This is a genomic window from Streptomyces sp. SID11385, from assembly GCF_010548245.1.
Classification (GTDB): domain Bacteria; phylum Actinomycetota; class Actinomycetes; order Streptomycetales; family Streptomycetaceae; genus Streptomyces.
The window spans coordinates 1-2,993 of the sequence record NZ_JAAGLR010000957.1 but is presented as its reverse complement, the minus strand read 5'-3'; the positions used below and the strand labels follow the sequence as shown (position 1 = coordinate 2,993).

General features: G+C 72.7%; 3 protein-coding genes. 1 reads left to right on the top strand and 2 read right to left on the bottom strand.

The annotated features are described in order from the left end of the window. Both G3I42_RS29165 and G3I42_RS29160 read right to left on the bottom strand, forming a co-directional pair. The coding region (locus G3I42_RS29165; protein WP_164290750.1) for an MFS transporter at positions 1-753 on the bottom strand (753 nt) is incomplete at its 3' end. Positions 754-827: 74 nt separating this feature from the next. After that, positions 828-2,033: a hypothetical protein gene (locus G3I42_RS29160; RefSeq protein ID WP_164290749.1), complete on the bottom strand. Its 1,206-nt coding sequence runs from the start codon at positions 2,031-2,033 to the stop codon at positions 828-830. 231 nt (positions 2,034-2,264) lie between these two features. Here G3I42_RS29160 and G3I42_RS29155 point away from each other — a divergent pair. After that, a partial coding sequence (locus G3I42_RS29155; RefSeq protein ID WP_343244698.1) for a DedA family protein occupies positions 2,265-2,993 on the top strand: 729 nt, incomplete at its 3' end.

Here is a 2,993-nt window from a genome sequence, read left to right as displayed (position 1 = left end):
GACGACCGCGTTGACCACGGCGAACTGGAGCACGATCGACCACAGCCAGGAGCGCCCGATCACCTCCTGCCAGCCCTCGCGCAGATCCCGCAGGAGCGAGACCTTGTCGCCCTCGCGCCGCGGGATCTTCTCGACGTCGAGCAGCGCGCGCAGTGCCCCCGCCGCCGCGAAGGCCGCCGCGTCGACCGCGAGGACCCAGCCGGGCCCGAGGACGGCGACGAGCGCGCCGCCCAGCGCGGCACCGCCGATGCCCGCGCCGTGCATCGCGACGCGGTAGAAGGCGAAGGCGCGGCTGGCCTGCGGCCCGTGCACCGAGGCGAGGAGCATCCCTTCGGAGGCGGGCGAGAAGAAGGCGGTCCCCGTGCCGCCGAGCGCCGCGAGCAGCATCATCGACCAGAGTTCGGCGTGCCCGGTGAGCACGACGACGGCGAACAGCCCCTGCGAGACGCAGTTGAGGCCGTTCGCCGCGACCATCACGTGGTGCCGGGGCAGCCGGTCGGCGAGCGCGCCGCCCACCAGCAGGAAGACGACGAGCGGCAGGGTGCGCGCCGCGGCCACGAGCCCGACGTCGCCGCTGTCCCCGCCCGCGTCGAGCACGGCGAACGCGCTCGCGATGAGCGCGCCCTGGCTCCCGAGGTTGCTCACGACGGCCGCCGCCGTCAGGAGCGTGTAGTTGCGTCCGGCCCACTCGGGCCGCCGGCCTGCGGGAGGGGACGCCCCCGGGGCCGGGGGATGCGGGGATGCGGTGCTCACCCGGAGACTATCCCCGCAGGTGGGACCCCCTGGCAATTCTCCCCGGCACCCGGCGGGCGTGGAGCGCCCCGTCCTCAGTCCATCTTCTTGGGTGCCGTCTTCGTCAGCCGCACCGTGCTCAGGACGCGCTGGATCAGCTCCTCGGGCACCTCCCCGTCCACGCCCTTGGGCCCGCTGAGGTCCCAGCTCACGTAGTCGCCCGCGCCGTTCTTGAAGGCGAAGACGATCGCCTTCCCGTCGCTCGCGCACTTGTGCGTCTTCGGGTTGTTCTCCGACCAGGCTCGCGCCACGCTCCCGGTCAGCCCGGACTTCGTCGTGTACGGCTTCGCCTTCTCCTGCTTCATGGTCTTCTTGTCGGGATACGTGTAGCCGCCGTACACCCACCACGGCACGCGCGTCTCGGCGGCCTCGTCGGTGCTCTTGGCGCCCTGCTCGCCCCGGGTGCCGACGAGGGCGAGGGACAGGTCTTGCTTCCCGTCCTCCTTGTCGACGTAGCTGCACCAGTCCGACTTGTAGTACGCGGGGCGGTTGACGGAGACGGAGCCGTAGCCCGAGGTCTCCTCCTTGTCCTCCCACTCGTAGCCGCGACTGGCGTCGGCCATCTCGACCTCCCAGTCGGCCGGGACCTCGAAGACCGTGCCGAACTTCGGGTTCGCGACCACCTGCCAGCCGGGGATCGTCGGCTCCTCGCGGCCCGCGTTGCGCGAGGACGGGCTCGCCGTGGGGCTCGGCCCGTGCGAGGAGACCGTCGGCGACGGCGACTTCTTGCCGTCGTCGGCCACGGTCTTCTTCTCGTCCCTCTTGTCGACGACGTACGCGGCCGTGCCCCCGGCCGCCGCGAGGACGGCGACGGCGCAGACGACCGAGACGATCACCGTCGTGCGCCTGCCGTCCTTCTTCCCCCCGCCGTCACCGGGACCCCCCGGGCCACCGGTGCCGAAGGGCTGCTGCGGGGGGTAGCCGTAGGCGGGCTGCTGGTACGGGCCGGGCTGCTGGTAGGGGCCCGGCTGCGGGTAGGGACCGGGGGTGCCGTACCCGGCCGACTGCCCGTACGGGCCGGGGGCGGGCTGGCCGTAGCCGCCGCCGGGACCGGGCTGCGGCTGACCGTAGCCGCCGCCGGGACCGGGCTGCGGCTGACCGTAGCTGCCGCCGGAGCCTGGTTGCGGCTGACCGTAGCCGCCGCCTCCCTGCGCCTTCGGTCCCGCTTCCTGCTGCCACGGACCGTCTGGCGGTATCCGCGGATGGTGCTCGCCCCCTGGCGGCTGTTCTTCTGGCCACATGAGCGAGACCCTAGGCCGCCGCGCGTGACGCGCGCCACGGGACGGCGCGGGCGAGACCGGGTCGTGACACGGAGGCGGCGCCCGTCGCATGCCCCGCGGCGGGAACACCCAGGCGTCTTCTCACGTTTGTCTCATCCAGTAGGCTGCCCGCCGTGCGCGCGCGTCGGGCGTGGCGTGAAGTGTCCGCGTGATCCGCGCGACCCGCGTGAGAACTGTCTGGGAGGCAACACGGTGCACGTCCAGGAGTGGCTGGAGTCCGTCCCCGCCATCGCCGTGTACGTCGTCGTCGCGGCGGTGATCGGCGTCGAGAGCCTCGGGATTCCGCTGCCCGGCGAGGTCGTGCTCGTCTCCGCCGCCGTGCTCGCCTCGCAGCACGGCCACATCGACCCGTACGTCCTGGGGGCCTGCGCCGTCGCGGGGGCCGTCGTCGGCGACTCGATCGGGTACGCGATCGGGCGCAAGGGCGGACGCCCGCTCATCGCCAAGCTGGAACAGAAGTTCCCCAAGCATTTCAACGCGCAAAACGTGGAGTCGGCCGAGAGCTCCTTCCACCGCTGGGGCATGTGGGCCGTCTTCTTCGGCCGCTTCATCGCGCTCCTGCGCATCTTCGCCGGCCCCATCGCGGGTGTCCTGCACATGCCGTACTGGAAGTTCCTCATCGCCAACATGCTGGGCGGCATCGTCTGGGCGGGCGGCACCACCGCCGTCATCTACACCCTGGGCAAGGTCGCGGAGGAATGGCTCAGCCGTTTCTCCTGGCTCGCGCTGCTCGCCGCCCTCCTCATCGGCGCCCTCTCGCTCCTCTTCATGAAGCGCCGTGCCGCCAAGCAGCAGGCCAAGGGCGCGGCGGCGGAGAAGATCCTCGGCGGTGCCGGACATGCCGGTGGCGCGGAAGCCGGAACGGAGCCCGCCGCCGCCCTCGCGGAGCCCGCCACCGAGCCCGCCGCCCCGGCCGCGACC